This window comes from Enterococcus sp. AZ156, from assembly GCF_051714165.1.
Lineage (GTDB): Bacteria > Bacillota > Bacilli > Lactobacillales > Enterococcaceae > Enterococcus_B > Enterococcus_B pernyi.
This window is the reverse complement of the sequence record NZ_JBIORI010000001.1, coordinates 90318-106315: the sequence shown is the minus strand read 5'-3', so window position 1 is coordinate 106315 and position 15998 is coordinate 90318. Positions and strand designations below refer to the sequence as shown.

Here is a 15998-nt window from a genome sequence, read left to right as displayed (position 1 = left end):
GTCTTGACAGTTAATTGAAGGTACAAAAAAACACTTTATGATGAGTGCATACTCCCCAAACGAATCGCTTGGGGAGCAGCGCTGAGCTAGACTCGGAATAAGTAACTTCCAACATCATAACACTCTAAAAGAATCATCCATAAAGTGATGTTATTAGTGTGATTTTAGACAAGTTCTAAGACAACCATTGGTGCTCCGTCTCCGCGTCTTGGTTCTGTCTTCAAGATACGAGTGTAGCCACCTTGACGTTCAGCATAACGAGGTGCAATATCGTTGAATAACTTTTGTAAAGCTGATTCGATAACGATTTCCTCATTTTCTTCACGCACGCTAGCAACTTCATTACGTACGAAAGCCGCAGCTTGACGACGTGCATGTAAGTCTCCGCGTTTGCCTAAAGTGATCATTTTTTCAGCAGTTGAGCGAACTTCTTTCGCACGAGCTTCTGTAGTCACAATACGTTCATTAATTAATAAGTCAGTTGTTAAATCACGCAACATCGCTTTACGTTGGCTAGATGTGCGTCCTAGTTTACGATAACTCACGTTGGTTTCCCTCCTTCGTAAAAGGTTTAATCTTCTTTACGTAAACCTAAACCTAAGTCATGCAATTTTGCTTTAACTTCTTCCAATGATTTACGTCCTAAGTTACGGACTTTGATCATTTCTGGCTCAGATTTATTCGTAAGTTCTTGTACAGTATTGATTCCTGCACGTTTTAAGCAATTATAAGAGCGAACAGATAAGTCTAATTCTTCAATCGTCATTTCTAACATTTTTTCTTTTTGTGTTTCTTCTTTTTCGACCATGATTTCAGCGTTTTTCGCTTCATCAGTTAGGTTGACAAAGATGTCTAAATGTTCAGTCATGATTTTTGCAGATAAACTCATTGCTTCCAATGGTTCGATTGAACCATCTGTCCAGATCTCCATTGTCAATTTATCAAAATCTTCACGATGTCCAACACGTGTGTTTTCTACTTGGTAGTTGACACGACGTACAGGCGTGTAGATTGAATCGACTGGAAGAACACCAATTGGCATATCTTCTTTTTTGTTTTCATCTGCTTGAACATAACCACGTCCTGGTTTCACCGTTAGGCGAGCATGGAACGTAGCACCTTCAGATACACTGCAGATGTACATATCTTTGTTAAGAATTTCTACCTCACTATCAACGATAATATCGCCAGCAGTTACTGTAGCAGGTCCGGTAATATCGATCTCAAGGGTTTTTTCTTCTTGACCATACATTTTCAGTGCTAAACCTTTAATGTTCAAGATGATTTGAGTGACGTCTTCTCTAACACCTTTGATGGTAGAGAATTCATGCAGTACACCATCGATTTGAATATTAGTGATGGCAGCACCTGGCAAAGAAGATAATAAAATACGACGTAGGGAATTCCCTAAAGTAGTCCCATACCCTCTTTCAAGAGGTTCAACGATGAACTTGCCATAATCTTTTTCTTCATCAATTTTTGCGATTCTTGGTTTTTCGAACTCAATCATTCTTATCTTTACCCCTTTCAAAACGAAAAGTGTCTTGTTCAATGACGTTACTAATAGAACTCAAAATGAGAGGCACTCATTAAACACGACGGCGTTTTGGAGGGCGGGCACCATTATGAGGAACTGGAGTCACGTCACGAATTGCAGTCACTTCTAAACCTGTTGCTTGTAATGAACGAATTGCTGCTTCACGTCCAGAACCAGGTCCCTTAACTGTTACTTCAACAGTTTTTAATCCGTGTTCCATTGCTGCTTTTGTAGCTGTTTCTGCTGCCATTTGAGCGGCAAAAGGAGTTGATTTTTTGCTTCCTTTGAAACCTAATGAACCAGCTGATGACCACGCTAAAGCATTTCCGTGAGTATCAGTGATCATGATGATTGTGTTGTTGAATGTAGAGTGGATATGTGCAATCCCAGCTTCTATATTCTTTTTCACACGGCGTTTACGATTCACTTTTTTTGCTACCATGAAGATTTAACCTCCTTCACTTAAGAATTATTTTTTCTTGCCAGCGATAGCGCGAGCTGGGCCTTTACGAGTACGTGCATTGTTTTTCGTGTTTTGTCCACGAACAGGCAATCCACGACGGTGACGGATTCCACGGTAAGAACCGATTTCCATCAAGCGTTTGATGTTTAAGTTCACTTCACGACGAAGATCCCCTTCAACTTTTAATTTATCTACTTCTGCACGGATAGCATCTGTTTGTTCATTCGTTAATTCACGAACGCGAACATCTTCAGATACGCCAGCATTAGCTAAGATTTGTTTCGCAGTAGTGTTACCAATACCATAGATATAAGTAAGTGAAACTACTACACGTTTATCACGAGGAATATCTACTCCTGCAATACGAGCCATATTTAGTGCACCTCCATTTATCCTTGACGTTGTTTATGTTTTGGATTTGCTGGGCAAATCACCATAACGCGTCCTTTACGACGAATTACTTTACAATGTTCACACATTGGTTTTACTGATGGTCTTACTTTCATGATAATACCTCCTGTAGTTTTACGGAGTACAATTATTTAAAGCGATAAGTAATACGGCCACGGTTTAAATCATATGGAGACAATTCAACCGTCACTTTGTCACCAGGTAGAATACGAATGTAGTGCATACGAATTTTACCTGAAACAGTAGCAAGAACTTGGTGTCCGTTTTCTAGTTCAACTTTAAACATTGCATTCGGCAAAGTTTCGACGACTGTACCTTCGACTTCAATCATATCTTCTTTTGCCACGCACAGTACCTCCTTGTACTTGTTTCGCATTTTCACACGATAAAATGGCGGAAACTGCAGTTCCCACCTCAAAATTCTCAAAATGGATCATCTAGAGGATTCTCTAGAAGTCGGACTGACATATTCTATCATAATTTATTGAACTTGACAAGAGTAACTGCTTAATGCAAGTCGGCTACGGGCAATCGTGCTATTTTTCAATGATTTTTTGGACATCAGTAAATACAGCATCGATTTCACGATCACCATCGATAGTGTGTAGCAAACCTTGTTCTTTATAATAAGCCAAGATTGGTTCACTATTTTTGATGTTGATAGCCAGACGATTTTTAACCGTCTCAGGTTTATCATCTTCTCTTTGATAGAATTCATGCCCACCACAACGATCACATGTGTCTTCAACTTTTGTAGGGTTGAAAATTTTATGGTAAGTTGCTCCACAGTTACGGCAAATGAAGCGGCCTGCTAAACGCTCAACCAAAACTTCTTCACCCACGTGGATATCGATGACAGCATCAATTTGTTTATTTAAATCTTTTAACATTGCATTTAGAGCTTCTGCTTGCTCGATTGTACGAGGAAAGCCATCTAATAAGAAGCCTTTCTCTGTATCGGGTTCTGCTAAACGCTCTTTTACGATTCCATTTGTTACTTCATCAGGAACTAATGCACCTTTATCCATATAAGACTTTGCTTCCAAGCCAAGAGCTGTTTCATTTTTGATAGCTGCACGAAACATATCTCCTGTTGAGATGTGAGGAATCCCATAAGCGTCAATGATTTTTTCAGCTTGTGTTCCTTTACCTGCACCTGGCAGCCCCATTAAAATGAGGTTCATTGCTTTCCCTCCTAATAAATGTGAGAACGTGTGTTGAGGAAAAACCTCAACACGCTTTCTTACTCAATAAAGCCAACATATTTACGTTTCAGCATTAAGCCTTCTAACTGTTTCGCAGTTTCTAAAGCCACACCGATCACGATCAACAGACTTGTACCACCTAACCCGATTGATTGTGGCAGATCCCAAATCATTTGTGCAATGATTGGTAATAACGCCACTAAACCAAGGAATAGTGCTCCGACTGTACTTAATCGCATCAATAAGCTTGAGACATACTCTTCAGTTCCCTTACCAGGGCGTACACTTGGTATATAGCTTCCTTGCTTTTGTAAGTTCTCCGCTAATTTCTCAGGGTTTACTTGAACAAAGGCATAGAAGAATGTAAATGCGACGATCAATACCGTATAAATCGTTGCGCCAGGCACCGTATTATAGTTAAAGATCTCCATCATTATTTTATACCAATTTTCAGATCCGAATCGGCCACTTAACGCTTGTAACACAGCATTTGGTGTCGCAATAAATGAACTTGCAAAGATAACCGGAATTACCCCAGCAGCATTTACTTTCAACGGTAGATAACTACTTGTTGGCGCACCTGCTATACGTTTTGTGTACTGAATCGGGATCTTACGTTCAGCTTGTTGGAAAAATGTTACGAATGTCACGATTGCTAGAACCGCAACTAGTAAGATGGCAACGAAAATTGCAGATCTCCAGATATCGGAAGAATTGATATTTACGAAGTAATCTTCATAAATTTCACGTACACTTTCCGGTAATCTCGAAATGATCCCTGCAAAGATGATCATTGACACACCGTTACCGATACCTTTTTCAGTGATTTGTTCACCCAACCAAGTAACAAACATCGTTCCTGCAGTTAAGATCAAACCGATCGTTACATAAGTAGAGACATTTGGATTGTTGACAAAACCTAATTGAGCGTATTGGTTAAATCCTGCTGTGATACCGACAGATTGGATAAATGCCAATACTAACGTCAAATATCTTGTTGCCTGATTCAACTTTTTACGACCAACTTCACCTTGTTTCGACCATTCCACAAAACGTGGCACGATATCCATTTGTAATAATTGGATAACGATCGAAGCAGTAATGTAAGGCGAAACCCCCATCGAAAAGATCGAGAAGTTTTGCATTGCACTACCACTTACCAAGTTCAACATGTTGAAAAACGGTAAGCTAGATAGGTCTTGTAATGAGCTTGCATTTACGCCGGGAACAGTGATATGTGCCCCTAAACGAAAAACAAAGAGAACAAATACAGTAAAAAGGATTTTCGATCTAATATCTTTGACCTTAAAAGCGTCTTTTAATAGTTTAAGCATTAGATCACCTCAACAGAGCCACCAGCCGCTTCGATTGCTTCTTGTGCTGCTTTTGAGAATTTAGCTGCTTTCACAGTTAACTTTTTGTTCAATTCTCCGTTAGCTAAAACTTTGATTCCAGCTTTTTCGTTTTTCACGATTCCAGCTTCTACTAAAGCAACAGGAGTTACTTCAGCTCCGTCTTCAAAGCGATTCAAGACATCTAAATTAACGACTGCGTAGTCCTTACGGTTAACATTTGTAAATCCACGTTTTGGTAAACGACGGAACAATGGTGTTTGTCCCCCTTCGAATCCTAGACGTACACCACCGCCTGAACGAGCTTTTTGTCCTTTTTGACCACGTCCGGCAGTTTTTCCGTTACCTGAAGAAGTACCACGACCAACACGGTTACGTACTTGGCGTGAACCTTCAGAGGGTTTTAATTCATGAAGTTTCATAGGTTTGGCACCTCCTTAATTGTCCTAGTTCTTATTTTATTTGTTTAATTAAACTTCTTCAACGTCCACTAAGTGAGAAACAGTGTTGATCATGCCTTTGATTGCTTCATTAGCAGGCTTAACCACAGAACTGTTAATCTTTGTAAGACCTAACGCTTTAACAGTATCGCGTTGGTTTTGAGGACGTCCGATAATACTGCGTTTTAAAGTTACTTTTAATTCAGCCATTATGTTTGTCCTCCTTATCCGATTAATTCTTCCACTGATTTGCCGCGTAGAGCTGCAACTTCTTCAGCACGTTTTAATTGTTTCAAACCTTCAACAGTTGCGCGAACAACGTTGATTGGTGTGTTTGAGCCTAAAGATTTAGAAGTGATATCTGCTACCCCTGCTAATTCTAATACGGCACGAACTGGTCCACCAGCAGCAACCCCAGAACCTTCAACAGCAGGTTTCATTAGGATTCTACCACCACTAAAAGCACCGATTACTTCGTGTGGGATTGTTGAACCAACCATAGGTACTTCAACTAAGTTTTTCTTCGCATCTTCAATTGCTTTACGGATCGCTTCAGGTACTTCTTGTGCTTTACCAGTACCAAATCCTACGTGTCCGTTTTTGTCACCGACAACAACTAAAGCAGCAAAACGTAGACGACGTCCACCTTTAACAACTTTTGTTACACGGTTAATTGCAACAACGCGGTCTTCTAATTCCAAATGTTTTGGATCGATATAAACCATGAATGGTATTCCTCCTTCTTCTAAAATTCTAGTCCATTTTCGCGAGCAGCTTCAGCTAAAGCTTGCACACGGCCATGGTAAAGGTATCCACCACGGTCAAAGACTACGACTTTAATGCCTTTTTCAGTTGCGCGTTCAGCAACTAATTTACCGACAGCTTGTGCTGCTTCTGTTTTTGTTCCACCTGAAATTTCTTTATCCAAGGTAGAGGCACTTGCTAGCGTTACACCCGCTACGTCATCAATAAGTTGCGCGTAGATGTTTTTGTTAGAACGAAAAACGTTCAAGCGTGGGCGCTCAGCAGTACCAGAGATAGTGTTACGTACACGACGGTGTCTCTTTTGACGTGTTTTGTTCTTATCTGGTTTTGTAATCACAATTGTCACCTCTTTATTTTTATTTTTTCTACTGTCAGACAGTAGAAATGATCAGTTTTGAAAAAATAGAAGCTGCGGCACAAGTAAACTCTCTCTTAATGAAGAAATACTTCAGCAAAATCCTTTTTTCCTGCTGCTGGCTTCTATGAAATTTTTCGAAACGATTATTTACCAGTTTTACCTTCTTTACGGCGTACGAATTCGCCAACATAACGAATACCTTTACCTTTATAAGGTTCTGGAGGACGAGTACCACGGATGTTCGCAGCTAATTCGCCAACTTCTTCTTTGTTCGCACCCTTCACAATTACTTGTGTGTTAGATGGGACTTCAACAGTCACGCCAGCTGGTGGTGTGATTTCTACTGGATGTGAGTAACCAACGTTCAATACAAGTTTTGTTCCTTGCATTTGCGCACGGTACCCAACCCCGATTAATTCTAATCCTTTTTGGAAACCTTCACTAACACCTACAACCATGTTGTTGAAGTTAGCACGAGTTGTTCCATGGATAGTTTTCATTTCTTTACTGTCATTTGGACGAGTGAATGTCACTTCATTTCCTTCGATATTCATTTTGATATCAGCAGAAAATGTACGAGTCAATTCCCCTTTTGGTCCTTTAACTGTAACGTTGTTTCCATCTTGAGTGATAGTTACACCTTCAGGGATCACAACGATCTTATTTCCAATACGGCTCACTTAAAGACACCTCCTTGTAGATTCTACTTGATTACCATACGTAAGCGATAACTTCGCCGCCGATGTTTTTCTCACGAGCTTCTTTATCAGTGACAACACCTTCAGAAGTCGAAATAATAGCGATACCTAAGCCATTTAAAACTTTTGGCACTTCGCCAGCTTTAACATAAACACGTAAGCCTGGTTTAGAAATACGTTTTAAGTTTGTAATAACACGTTCGCCGCTTTTACCAAATTTTAGGAAAACGCGGATCACGCCTTGCTTGTCATCTTCGATATATTCAACATCACGGACGAAACCTTCACGTTTCAAGATTTCAGCGATGTCACGTTTAATTTTTGATGCAGGAACTTCTAAAGCCTCATGTTTAACCATGTTTGCATTACGGATACGAGTTAGAAAATCTGCAATTGGATCTGTCATGACCATTGAACTTTTACCTCCTTCTTATGCGAATTTACTTTTTTACCAGCTAGCTTTCTTCACGCCGGGAATTTGACCTTTATAGGCAAGTTCGCGGAAGCAAATACGGCAAAGATGGAACTTACGATAAACTGAATGTGGACGTCCGCAACGTTCGCAACGAGTGTAAGCTTGTGTTGAGTGTTTTGCAGGACGTTTGTTTTTAGCAATCATTGATTTTTTAGCCACGTAGTTCGCCTCCTTTAATTATTTTTGGAATGGCATGCCTAATTGTGTCAACAACTCACGAGATTCTTCATCTGTGTTCGCTGTCGTTACAATGACGATGTCCATACCACGTACTTTATCTACTAAATCATAATCTACTTCTGGGAAGATCAATTGTTCTTTAATACCTAAAGTGTAGTTTCCACGACCATCAAAGGCTTTTTTACTTACACCATGGAAGTCACGTACACGTGGTAGAGAAACTGATACTAATTTATCTAAAAATTCGTACATTCTTTCTCCGCGTAAGGTAACTTTTGCTCCAATTGGCATTCCTTCACGTAAACGGAATCCAGCGATTGATTTTTTAGCTTTTGTGATCATTGGTTTTTGTCCAGTGATCAAAGTTAGTTCTTCAACTGCTTTGTCTAAGTTTTTAGCGTTTGATACCGCATCACCAACACCCATGTTGATGACGATCTTTTCAACTTTAGGTGTTTGCATAACAGAGCTATAGTCAAATTTTTCCATCAATGATGGAGTTACTTCTTTAAGATATTTTTCTTTTAGGCGGTTCATTCAGTAAGACCCTCCTTCCTTAAACTTTTTATTTATCTAAAACTTCACCGGTTTTTTTAGAAACACGGACTTTTTTTCCGTCTACTTCTTTGTAGCCAACTCGGCCAGCTACACCAGTAGAGTCGATGACCATCACGTTAGAAACGTGAAGTGGCGCTTCCATCTCAACAATTCCACCTTGAGGAGCAGCTTGAGAAGGTTTTTGGTGTTTTTTGATCATGTTCACACCTTCGACAACCACTTTATCCTGTTTAGGAAACGCTGCTAATACAACGCCTTCTTTGTTTTTGTCTTTACCGGTGATCACTTTAACTTTATCGCCTTTTTTAACAAACATAACTGTTTCGCACCTCCTTTGTTAAGTGTCTCAAGATTATAAAACTTCTGGTGCTAGAGAAACGATCTTCATGAAGTTGTTTTCACGTAGTTCACGTGCAACTGGCCCAAAGATACGTGTTCCACGAGGGCTTTTATCATCACGAATAATCACTGCAGCATTTTCATCAAACTTGATATATGAACCGTCTGCACGACGAGCTCCTGATTTTGTACGAACGATAACGGCTTTAACGACGTCACCTTTTTTGACAACCCCACCTGGCGTTGCTTGTTTAACCGTAGCAACGATCACATCACCGATATTCGCAGTTTTGCGACCAGATCCGCCAAGGACTTTGATCGTCAAAATTTCACGTGCGCCTGAATTATCAGCGATTCTTAAACGACTTTCTGCTTGGATCACGTTGTGTATCCTCCTTTCAGATTTTGCATTCAATCTATATAGGAAAATCTCGTGTTATTAGATAATAACTGCTTCTTCGACTATTTCCAACAAACGGAAACGTTTTGTAGCTGATAATGGACGAGTTTCCATAATTCTCACGATGTCGCCAACTTTTGCTGTGTTGTTTTCATCATGTACTTTGTACTTCTTAGAATAGTTCATACGTTTACCGTAGATAGGGTGGTTTTTCTTTGTTTCGACAGCAACGGTAATTGTTTTATCCATTTTGTCTGATACCACGCGACCTTGATAAACTTTGCGTTGATTTCTTTCTTCAGTCATACGCTTAATGGCCTCCTTCCATAATTACTTAGCTTGTTCACGCAAAACTGTTTTGATGCGTGCAATCGATTTACGTACTTCTTTAATACGTGCAGTGTTTTCTAATTGACCTGTTGCTAATTGGAATCTAAGATTAAACAATTCTTCTTTTAATTGTTTTTCTTGATCAAGCATTTCGGCAGTGGTTAATTCTCTGATTTCTTTAACCTTCATTCGATTCACCACCCATTTCCTCACGTTTTACGATCTTAGTTTTCATTGGTAATTTGTGGGAAGCTAAACGTAATGCTTCACGAGCTACTTCTTCAGAAACGCCTGCAATTTCAAACATGATTTTACCACGTTTTACTGGTGCAACCCATCCTTCAGGAGCCCCTTTACCTTTACCCATACGAACGCCGATCGCTTTAGATGTATATGATTTATGAGGGAAAATTTTGATCCATACTTTCCCGCCACGTTTCATGTAACGAGTCATAGCAATACGAGAAGCTTCGATCTGACGGTTTGTGATCCAGTGTGATTCAACAGCTTGTAAGCCGTATTCACCGAATGCTACTTCTTTTCCGCCTTTTGCTTCACCGCGCATTTTTCCGCGGAATTCACGACGGTGTTTTACACGTTTAGGTACTAACATGTTTATTTCCCTCCTTTCTCAGTGTTTTTTTTAGTTGGAAGAATTTCTCCACGATAGATCCACACTTTAACTCCTAGTTTTCCGTATGTTGTATCTGCTTCTTCCCATGCGTAATCAATATCCGCACGCAAAGTGTGAAGAGGAACTGTTCCTTCTGAGTATCCTTCTGAACGAGCGATATCCGCACCGTTTAGACGTCCAGATACTTGAGTTTTGATCCCTTTAGCGCCAGAACGCATTGAACGTTGGATCGCTTGTTTTTGAGCGCGACGGAATGCAACACGGTTTTCTAATTGACGTGCAATTCCTTCACCTACTAATTTAGCATCTAAATCTGGTTTTTTGATTTCCACGATGTTGATATGGATTCTTTTACCAGTTAATTTGTTTAATTCTTTTCTTAGGTTTTCGACTTCAGATCCGCCTTTACCAATAACCATACCTGGTTTAGCTGTGTGGATTGAAATGTTTACGCGGCCAGTTGCGCGTTCGATTTCAATTGTTGATACAGCAGCATCAGCAAGTCTAGTTGAAATAAATTTACGGATTCTTAAATCTTCGTGTAAGAACTCTGCATACTCTTTTTCAGCAAACCATTTTGCATCCCAGTCGCGGATGATGCCTACACGCATTCCAATTGGATGTACTTTTTGACCCACAGATTATCCCTCCTTATTTTTCTGATACGACTACCGTGATATGACTTGTACGTTTGTTGATTGGTGAAGCTGAACCTTTTGCACGTGGACGGAAACGTTTCATTGTTGGTCCTTCGTTAACAAATGCTTCAGATACTACCAAGTTCTCAACATCTAAGTCAAAGTTGTTTTCTGCATTTGCAATTGCTGACATCAATACTTTCTCGATGATCCCAGCAGATTTGTTTGGTGTGAATTTCAAAATTGAAATTGCATCCGCAACACTTTTACCTCTGATAAGGTCAATTACTAGACGCGCTTTACGAGGTGAAGTGCGAACTGTTTTTGCAGTTGCTTTAGCTGATGTGATTTGTTCTGCCATTTGCTTTTATCCTCCCCTCGAATTAGCGTCTCGTTTTCTTGTCGTCAGCGACATGCCCACGATAAGTTCTAGTTGGTGCGAATTCACCTAATTTGTGTCCTACCATATCTTCTTGGATGTAAACTGGTACGTGTTTACGTCCATCGTATACTGCGATGGTATATCCAACAAAACTTGGGAAAATTGTCGAACGACGAGACCAAGTTTTGATTACTTTTTTCTTTTCGGCCCCTGCTTGAGCTTCAACTTTACTCATTAAATGCTCATCAACGAAAGGCCCTTTCTTTAAACTACGACCCATGGTGAACCTCCTCTCAAAATGTGCGACACATGGTCAAAGTAATTATTTATTTTTACGACGAACGATAAGTTTGTCTGATTTAGCTTTCTTGTTACGAGTTTTGTAACCAAGAGCTGGTTGACCCCAAGGAGAAACTGGAGCTTTACGTCCGATTGGAGCTTTACCTTCACCACCACCGTGTGGGTGATCGTTAGGGTTCATTACGCTACCACGTACAGTTGGGCGTTTACGCATCCAACGAGAGCGGCCAGCTTTACCAATATTGATAAGTTCGTGTTGTTCGTTACCTACAGAACCGATTGTTGCACGGCATGCAGCTAAGATCATGCGAACTTCACCAGAGTTCAAGCGGATCAATACGTATTTGCCTTCTTTACCAAGTACTTGAGCACTTGTACCAGCAGAACGGATCAATTGTCCACCTTTACCAGGTTTCATTTCAATATTGTGGATCACAGTACCAACTGGAATGTTTTCTAAAGGAAGAGCATTTCCGACTTTGATATCTGCTTCAGGACCTGAAACAAGTTTCATTCCAACTTGTAGTCCTTTTGGTGCTAAGATGTAAGCTTTCACTCCATCTTCATAATGTACTAACGCGATGTTAGCTGAACGGTTTGGATCATATTCGATCGTTTGAACAGTAGCAACAACGTTGTCTTTGTTACGTTTGAAATCGATCACGCGGTATTGGCGTTTGTGTCCGCCACCTTGATGACGTACAGTGATGCGGCCGTTGTTATTACGTCCAGCATGGTTTTTCAATGGCTGTAACAATGTTTTTTCAGGTGTTGATGTTGTGATTTCAGCAAAATCAGAACCTGTCATGTTACGACGGCCATTTGTGGTAGGTTTGTACTTTTTAATCGCCACGTTTTCCCCTCCTAATTTAATCAGTTATCGAGTGTTGCTTATTCAGCAGCTTCGAATAATTGGATTTCTTTTGAATCTTCAGTCAATGTAACGATCGCTTTGCGACGTTTTTTTGTATATCCTGCATATTTGCCCATACGTTTGAATTTCGCACGTACGTTCACGATGTTCACGTTTCTGACTTTCACGTCAAAAGCAGCTTCAACCGCTTGTTTTACTAAAGTTTTGTTTGCGCGAGTGTCTACTTCGAAAGTATATTTCTTGTCATCCATGGCAAGCATTGATTTCTCAGTGATCACTGGGCGTTTGATTACGTCTAGTAAGTTCATTATGCAAGCACCTCCTCAATTTGAGTAAGAGCAGTTTGTGTTGCTAAAACTTTTGTATTTGATACAACATCTAGAACGCTAACGTTGTCAGAAGTTACTACAGAAACGTTTGATAAGTTACGTGCAGATAAAGCTGCAAAGTCGTTACCAGGTTCTAGTACAACCAATACTTTAGAGTCAATAGATAATTTAGCAAGAACTTCTTTGAATTCTTTTGTTTTTGGTGCATCAAAGCTTAATCCTTCGATTGCTACCAAGTTGTTTTCTGCAACTTTTTCTGATAATACAGATTTCATTGCTAAACGACGAACTTTTTTAGGAAGTTTGTAGCTGTAAGAACGTGGTGTTGGTCCGAAGACTACGCCACCTCCACGCCATTGCGGTGAACGGATTGATCCTTGACGAGCACGACCAGTTCCTTTTTGACGCCATGGTTTACGGCCACCGCCTCGAACAGCGCTACGGTTTTTAACCGCATGTGTTCCTTGTCTTAATGATGCGCGTTGCATAACGATTGCGTCGTAAACAACACTTTCATTTGGTTCAATTCCGAAGATTTCTTCGTTAAGAGTGATTTCACCGTTTTGGCTTCCATCTTGTTTGAATAATGCTACATTCGGCATTCCTTAGTTCCTCCTTTCTTCCTACTATTATTTAGCTTTCACAGCTGATTTGATAGTGATTAATGATTTTTTCGCTCCAGGAACGTTACCTTTGATCAAGATTACGTTTCTTTCAGCATCTACACGTACAACTTCCAAGTTTTGGATAGTTACGCGGTTGCCACCCATACGGCCAGCAAGACGTTTGTTTTTGAATACACGGTTAGGTGCAACTGGACCCATTGACCCAGGACGACGATGGTAGCGAGAACCGTGAGCCATTGGTCCGCGGCTTTGGCCGTGACGTTTGATAACCCCTTGGAATCCTTTACCTTTCGTAGTACCTGTTACATCAATAATGTCTCCTGCTTGGAAAACATCAACTGTAATTTCTTTTCCTACTTCATATTCTCCTAGCTCAACATTTTTGAATTCACGAATGAAGCGCTTAGGAGCCGTGTTTGCTTTTGCAACATGACCTTTCGCAGGTTTGTTTGATAAAACTTCACGTTTGTCTTGGTAACCAACTTGAATAGCTTCGTAGCCATCAGTTTCCATTGTTTTTACTTGTAGTACTACGTTTGGCGTAGCTTCTACAACAGTAACTGGAATTAATTCGCCAGATTCAGTGAAGATTTGTGTCATTCCCACTTTTTTCCCTAAGATTCCTTTGGTCATGAGTACACCTCCATTATTATTAGTTTAGTTTTTATAGTTTGATTTCGATGTTAACACCTGATGGTAAGTCAAGCTTCATTAAAGCATCAACTGTTTTTGGTGTTGGGTTCACAATGTCGATAAGACGTTTGTGTGTACGCATTTCGAATTGTTCGCGTGAATCTTTGTATTTGTGAGTCGCACGAATAACTGTGTAAAGACTGCGTTCAGTTGGTAATGGAATTGGACCAGAAACGCCAGCTCCAGTTCTTTTTGCAGTTTCCACGATTTTATCCGCTGATTGATCTAAAATACGGTGTTCATACGCTTTTAAACGGATACGAATTTTTTGTTTTGCCATCTTGTTCCCTCCTTCGCCTATTTTGAAAAGTAGACATAGCTCCACGAAAATTTCCGTCACGCTCGTTCGTGGCAAAGCGTCCGGGCGTGTCGCAACCTCTCGTTTCTTAGCCGACAAAATCATTTTGATTTCGTCTGTGCCATTCACCTAAGGTAAACGCACCTTTGTCATTATAATATATCTAAATTCACAACGCAAGGTTTTTTTGCTGTAAAAAACAATTTATTTTCATAAATTTTCATTCAATTAAAAAAAGAGAAATCCTCCTCTTTTTTATAGAAGGATTTGTGGTTTTTCCTTCCAATTTCCATTCTCCTATTTAGAGGAAAAAGGCAATTCACTACATATTAAGAATATTTTTGGATATTCCTCTCTTTCATAGCCTCTCCTCTAATCAATTGTTTGCTGAAATAAAAAAAGTTCGAGGCAAAGGATCAAGATCCTTACCTCGAACTTCAACGTCCGAATAAATGTTACTTTGTTAGGCTTAAAATGAATTAAGCTTTGATTTCTGTAACGACACCGGCACCAACTGTACGTCCGCCTTCACGGATTGAGAATTTAGTACCGTTTTCGATAGCGATTGGGTGGATTAATTCAACTTCCATTGTTACGTTGTCGCCAGGCATAACCATTTCAGTTCCTTCTGGTAATTCAACAACACCAGTTACGTCAGTCGTACGGAAGTAGAATTGTGGACGGTAGTTAGTGAAGAATGGAGTATGACGTCCACCTTCTTCTTTAGTCAACACGTATACTTCTGCAGAGAATTTTGTATGAGGTGTGATTGTACCTGGTTTAGCTAAAACTTGACCACGTTGGATGTCTTCACGTGAAACACCACGTAATAACGCACCAATGTTATCGCCTGCTTCAGCGTAGTCTAATAATTTACGGAACATTTCAACACCAGTTACAGTTGTTTGAGCTGTTTCTTCTGCGATACCAACGATATCGATAACGTCACCAACACGAACTTGTCCACGTTCAACACGTCCTGTAGCAACAGTACCACGACCAGTGATTGAGAATACGTCCTCAACTGGCATCATGAATGGTTTGTCGTTATCACGTTCTGGAGTTGGGATATATTCGTCAACTGCAGCCATCAATTCAAGAATTTTTTCTTCGTATGAAGCGTCGCCTTCTAAAGCTCTTAAAGCTGAACCAGCGATTACAGGAACATCGTCACCAGGGAATTCGTATTCTGTTAATAGGTCACGAACTTCCATTTCAACTAATTCAAGTAATTCTTCGTCATCAACCATATCTACTTTGTTCAAGAATACAACGATGTATGGTACACCAACTTGACGAGATAATAGGATGTGTTCACGAGTTTGAGGCATAGGGCCGTCAGCAGCAGAAACAACTAAGATTGCTCCGTCCATTTGAGCAGCACCAGTGATCATGTTTTTAACGTAGTCCGCGTGTCCTGGGCAGTCAACGTGAGCATAGTGACGTGCGTCAGTTTCGTACTCAACGTGAGCTGTTGAGATAGTGATTCCGCGTTCGCGTTCTTCAGGAGCACCATCGATTTGATCGTAAGCCATTGCTTGGCCGCCGTTTTTCTTAGATAGTACAGTTGTGATTGCAGCTGTTAAAGTTGTTTTACCATGGTCAACGTGTCCGATAGTACCAATGTTAACGTGTGGTTTCGAACGGTCAAATTTTTCTTTTGCCATTTTAAAATATCCTCCCTAAAATTACAGTTTAATTTTTATTTGTCTG

Annotated in this window: 30 protein-coding genes; all 30 read right to left on the bottom strand. The window is 40.2% G+C overall.

What is annotated here, in order from left to right:
- Positions 1–164: 164 nt before the first annotated feature.
- Complete coding sequence (gene rplQ / locus IGJ95_RS00565) at positions 165–545, bottom strand: 50S ribosomal protein L17 (protein WP_010734449.1); 381 nt, start codon at positions 543–545, stop codon at positions 165–167.
- A 26-nt stretch (positions 546–571) separates the two neighbouring features.
- A complete protein-coding gene (locus IGJ95_RS00560) occupies positions 572–1510 on the bottom strand; it encodes a DNA-directed RNA polymerase subunit alpha (protein WP_005880735.1) in 939 nt (312 codons plus the stop codon).
- Positions 1511–1589: 79 nt separating this feature from the next.
- Positions 1590–1979, bottom strand: coding sequence for a 30S ribosomal protein S11 (gene rpsK, locus IGJ95_RS00555; protein ID WP_010734450.1), 390 nt, complete (start codon positions 1977–1979; stop codon positions 1590–1592).
- A gap of 27 nt (positions 1980–2006) precedes the next feature.
- Positions 2007–2372 (bottom strand): 30S ribosomal protein S13, encoded by a 366-nt coding sequence (gene rpsM / locus IGJ95_RS00550; protein WP_010734451.1) that lies wholly within the window; start codon positions 2370–2372, stop codon positions 2007–2009.
- A 17-nt stretch (positions 2373–2389) separates the two neighbouring features.
- Positions 2390–2506, bottom strand: a complete 117-nt coding sequence (gene rpmJ / locus IGJ95_RS00545; protein WP_002288710.1) for a 50S ribosomal protein L36 — start codon at positions 2504–2506, stop codon at positions 2390–2392.
- A gap of 32 nt (positions 2507–2538) precedes the next feature.
- Positions 2539–2757 carry a translation initiation factor IF-1 gene (gene infA / locus IGJ95_RS00540; RefSeq protein ID WP_002288695.1) on the bottom strand — a complete coding sequence of 73 codons (219 nt, stop codon included), beginning with the start codon at positions 2755–2757 and terminating at the stop codon, positions 2539–2541.
- A gap of 190 nt (positions 2758–2947) precedes the next feature.
- Positions 2948–3595: an adenylate kinase gene (locus tag IGJ95_RS00535; protein ID WP_023518902.1), complete on the bottom strand. Its 648-nt coding sequence runs from the start codon at positions 3593–3595 to the stop codon at positions 2948–2950.
- Positions 3596–3654: 59 nt separating this feature from the next.
- Complete coding sequence (gene secY, locus IGJ95_RS00530; protein WP_023518901.1) at positions 3655–4950, bottom strand: preprotein translocase subunit SecY; 1296 nt, start codon at positions 4948–4950, stop codon at positions 3655–3657.
- Positions 4950–5390: a 50S ribosomal protein L15 gene (gene rplO / locus IGJ95_RS00525; protein ID WP_153829984.1), complete on the bottom strand. Its 441-nt coding sequence runs from the start codon at positions 5388–5390 to the stop codon at positions 4950–4952. The genes secY and rplO overlap by 1 nt, the downstream gene beginning before the upstream one ends.
- Before the next feature lie 48 nt (positions 5391–5438).
- Positions 5439–5618 (bottom strand): 50S ribosomal protein L30, encoded by a 180-nt coding sequence (rpmD, locus tag IGJ95_RS00520; RefSeq protein WP_010734455.1) that lies wholly within the window; start codon positions 5616–5618, stop codon positions 5439–5441.
- Positions 5619–5632: 14 nt separating this feature from the next.
- The gene (gene rpsE / locus IGJ95_RS00515; protein ID WP_010734456.1) at positions 5633–6133 is read right to left on the bottom strand and encodes a 30S ribosomal protein S5; all 501 of its coding nucleotides are present in this window, start codon (positions 6131–6133) and stop codon (positions 5633–5635) included.
- Positions 6134–6153: 20 nt separating this feature from the next.
- Positions 6154–6510 carry a 50S ribosomal protein L18 gene (gene rplR, locus IGJ95_RS00510; RefSeq protein WP_010734457.1) on the bottom strand — a complete coding sequence of 119 codons (357 nt, stop codon included), beginning with the start codon at positions 6508–6510 and terminating at the stop codon, positions 6154–6156.
- A 164-nt stretch (positions 6511–6674) separates the two neighbouring features.
- Positions 6675–7211 (bottom strand): 50S ribosomal protein L6, encoded by a 537-nt coding sequence (gene rplF / locus IGJ95_RS00505; RefSeq protein ID WP_010734458.1) that lies wholly within the window; start codon positions 7209–7211, stop codon positions 6675–6677.
- A gap of 31 nt (positions 7212–7242) precedes the next feature.
- Positions 7243–7641, bottom strand: coding sequence for a 30S ribosomal protein S8 (gene rpsH / locus IGJ95_RS00500; RefSeq protein WP_010734459.1), 399 nt, complete (start codon positions 7639–7641; stop codon positions 7243–7245).
- A gap of 36 nt (positions 7642–7677) precedes the next feature.
- Complete coding sequence (locus IGJ95_RS00495) at positions 7678–7863, bottom strand: type Z 30S ribosomal protein S14 (protein ID WP_002356214.1); 186 nt, start codon at positions 7861–7863, stop codon at positions 7678–7680.
- An 18-nt stretch (positions 7864–7881) separates the two neighbouring features.
- Positions 7882–8421, bottom strand: coding sequence for a 50S ribosomal protein L5 (gene rplE, locus IGJ95_RS00490; protein WP_010734460.1), 540 nt, complete (start codon positions 8419–8421; stop codon positions 7882–7884).
- A gap of 28 nt (positions 8422–8449) precedes the next feature.
- Positions 8450–8758: a 50S ribosomal protein L24 gene (rplX, locus tag IGJ95_RS00485; protein WP_010734461.1), complete on the bottom strand. Its 309-nt coding sequence runs from the start codon at positions 8756–8758 to the stop codon at positions 8450–8452.
- Between the two features lie 36 nt (positions 8759–8794).
- Positions 8795–9163 carry a 50S ribosomal protein L14 gene (rplN, locus tag IGJ95_RS00480; protein WP_010734462.1) on the bottom strand — a complete coding sequence of 123 codons (369 nt, stop codon included), beginning with the start codon at positions 9161–9163 and terminating at the stop codon, positions 8795–8797.
- Positions 9164–9220: 57 nt separating this feature from the next.
- On the bottom strand, positions 9221–9487 hold the full coding sequence (rpsQ, locus tag IGJ95_RS00475; protein WP_010734463.1) for a 30S ribosomal protein S17: 267 nt from the start codon (positions 9485–9487) through the stop codon (positions 9221–9223).
- Between the two features lie 24 nt (positions 9488–9511).
- Positions 9512–9700: a 50S ribosomal protein L29 gene (gene rpmC, locus IGJ95_RS00470; RefSeq protein ID WP_002288664.1), complete on the bottom strand. Its 189-nt coding sequence runs from the start codon at positions 9698–9700 to the stop codon at positions 9512–9514.
- Positions 9690–10124 carry a 50S ribosomal protein L16 gene (rplP, locus tag IGJ95_RS00465; protein ID WP_010734464.1) on the bottom strand — a complete coding sequence of 145 codons (435 nt, stop codon included), beginning with the start codon at positions 10122–10124 and terminating at the stop codon, positions 9690–9692. Before rplP ends, rpmC begins: the two co-directional genes overlap by 11 nt.
- 2 nt (positions 10125–10126) lie before the next feature.
- The gene (gene rpsC / locus IGJ95_RS00460; protein WP_010734465.1) at positions 10127–10783 is read right to left on the bottom strand and encodes a 30S ribosomal protein S3; all 657 of its coding nucleotides are present in this window, start codon (positions 10781–10783) and stop codon (positions 10127–10129) included.
- A gap of 13 nt (positions 10784–10796) precedes the next feature.
- On the bottom strand, positions 10797–11144 hold the full coding sequence (gene rplV / locus IGJ95_RS00455; RefSeq protein WP_010734466.1) for a 50S ribosomal protein L22: 348 nt from the start codon (positions 11142–11144) through the stop codon (positions 10797–10799).
- A gap of 22 nt (positions 11145–11166) precedes the next feature.
- Entirely contained in the window at positions 11167–11445 is a 279-nt protein-coding gene (rpsS, locus tag IGJ95_RS00450; RefSeq protein WP_010734467.1) for a 30S ribosomal protein S19, read from the bottom strand.
- A gap of 42 nt (positions 11446–11487) precedes the next feature.
- Positions 11488–12318 carry a 50S ribosomal protein L2 gene (rplB, locus tag IGJ95_RS00445; RefSeq protein WP_010734468.1) on the bottom strand — a complete coding sequence of 277 codons (831 nt, stop codon included), beginning with the start codon at positions 12316–12318 and terminating at the stop codon, positions 11488–11490.
- A 38-nt stretch (positions 12319–12356) separates the two neighbouring features.
- A complete protein-coding gene (gene rplW / locus IGJ95_RS00440; protein WP_438761225.1) occupies positions 12357–12647 on the bottom strand; it encodes a 50S ribosomal protein L23 in 291 nt (96 codons plus the stop codon).
- Positions 12647–13270 (bottom strand): 50S ribosomal protein L4, encoded by a 624-nt coding sequence (gene rplD / locus IGJ95_RS00435; protein ID WP_010734469.1) that lies wholly within the window; start codon positions 13268–13270, stop codon positions 12647–12649. Before rplD ends, rplW begins: the two co-directional genes overlap by 1 nt.
- A 27-nt stretch (positions 13271–13297) precedes the next feature.
- The gene (rplC, locus tag IGJ95_RS00430) at positions 13298–13927 is read right to left on the bottom strand and encodes a 50S ribosomal protein L3 (RefSeq protein ID WP_010734470.1); all 630 of its coding nucleotides are present in this window, start codon (positions 13925–13927) and stop codon (positions 13298–13300) included.
- Between the two features lie 31 nt (positions 13928–13958).
- Entirely contained in the window at positions 13959–14267 is a 309-nt protein-coding gene (rpsJ, locus tag IGJ95_RS00425; protein ID WP_010734471.1) for a 30S ribosomal protein S10, read from the bottom strand.
- Positions 14268–14764: 497 nt separating this feature from the next.
- Complete coding sequence (gene tuf, locus IGJ95_RS00420; protein WP_010734472.1) at positions 14765–15952, bottom strand: elongation factor Tu; 1188 nt, start codon at positions 15950–15952, stop codon at positions 14765–14767.
- Between the last annotated feature and the right edge of the window lie 46 nt (positions 15953–15998).